Consider the following 1,902-nt stretch of genomic DNA (forward strand, 5'->3'; position numbering starts at 1 on the left):
CGTGAACCCGTAGCTTCGGTGGTAAGTTTGAGCCCCGGACATTTTCGGCGCAGGATCTCTTGACTAGTGAGCTATTACGCACTCTTTTAATGAGTGGCTGCTTCTAAGCCAACATCCTAGTTGTCTTAGAAATCCCACATCCTTTTCCACTTAACTTACACTTTGGGACCTTAGCTGACGATCTGGGCTGTTTCCCTTTTGACCATGGAACTTATCTTTCATAGTCTGACTGCCGGACTGATAGTATGTGGCATTCGGAGTTTGATAAGGTTCGGTAAGCGCTATGCCCCCTAGCCTATTCAGTGCTCTACCTCCACTACTCACATTTTCCGACGCTAGCCCTAAAGCTATTTCGAGGAGAACCAGCTATATCCGAGTTCGATTGGAATTTCTCCGCTATCCACAGCTCATCCCATGCTTTTTCAACAGCAACGTGGTTCGGTCCTCCACGAGGTTTTACCCTCGCTTCAACCTGGCCATGGATAGGTCACCCGGTTTCGGGTCTACAGCATGCAACTAGTCGCCCTATTAAGACTCGGTTTCCCTTCGGCTCCGTACCTTAAGTACTTAACCTCGCTACATACCGTAACTCGTTGGCTCGTTCTACAAAAAGCACATCATCACACACATAAGGTGCTCTGATCGGTTGTAGGCACATGGTTTCAGGTTCTATTTCACTCCCCTCCCGGGGTTCTTTTCACCTTTCCCTCACGGTACTGCTTCACTATCGGTCATCAGGTAGTATTTAGCCTTGGGAGGTGGTCCTCCCTGCTTCCCACAAGGTTTCACGTGTCTCGTGGTACTCTGGTGCAGAACTGATTATCATAGTTTTCACTTACGGGACTATTACCCACTGTGGTCCAACTTTCCAGTTGTGTTCAATTAACTATGATTTCTCGTTATGTTCTGTCCGCAACCCCAGAGATAAATCTCTGGTTTGGGCTCTTTCCTTTTCGCTCGCCGCTACTAAGAAAATCGATTTTTCTTTCTCTTCCTCCAGGTACTTAGATGTTTCAGTTCCCTGGGTATACCTTCATAAAGCTATGTATTCACTTTATGATACATGGGGTTTCCCATGTGAGTTTCCTCATTCGGAAATCTTCGGATCTCTGACTATGTGCGTCTACCCGAAGCTTATCGCAGCTTATCGCGTCCTTCATCGGCTCCTGATGCCAAGGCATTCACCATGCGCCCTTTGTAGCTTGACCTAATTATTAGTCATATCACAAAGAATATTTATTCTTGGCTTTGTTGTATTTTATATACATTAAATCTATGTGCAATTTTCAAAGAACATCTGCTTGCTTATTAACTTCAATTGCTTCATCAGCTCCAAATTTTACTCATTCACGTACGTGAAGTACGCTTCATTTCATAAAATTTTCGCTTCTTCGCACTTGTTGCTACTAAGCTACGCATTTTGAAAGACTTAGTCTTTCAAAATTGAACAGAACAAATACTTAAGTAACCTTTGAGCAAGTATTTTATATTTTGATACATAATAATGTATCTGTACTAGTCAGACATCATGCTGATCTAGATTTCTCCATAGAAAGGAGGTGATCCAGCCGCAGGTTCTCCTACGGCTACCTTGTTACGACTTCACCCCAATCGCTGACCCTACCTTAGGTCGCTGCCCCGCTTACGCGTTAGCTCACGAACTTTGGGTATTGCCAACTCTCATGGTGTGACGGGCGGTGTGTACAAGGCCCGGGAACGTATTCACCGCGACATTCTGATTCGCGATTACTAGCAACTCCAGCTTCATGTAGGCGAGTTTCAGCCTACAATCCGAACTGAGACTGGTTTTAAAGTTTGGCTCCACCTCGCGGTTTAGCATCTCTCTGTACCAGCCATTGTAGCACGTGTGTAGCCCTAGACATAAGGGGCATGATGATTTGA

General features: G+C 45.2%; 2 rRNA genes. Both read right to left on the bottom strand.

What is annotated here, in order from left to right:
* Positions 1 to 1,208: ribosomal RNA gene (locus tag L3B96_RS27050) — 23S ribosomal RNA — on the bottom strand; the annotation flags it as partial.
* Positions 1,209 to 1,552: 344 nt separating this feature from the next.
* Positions 1,553 to 1,902: ribosomal RNA gene (locus L3B96_RS27055) — 16S ribosomal RNA — on the bottom strand; the annotation flags it as partial.

This window comes from Clostridium sp. YIM B02569, assembly GCF_022320765.1.
Lineage (GTDB): Bacteria > Bacillota > Clostridia > Clostridiales > Clostridiaceae > Clostridium > Clostridium beijerinckii.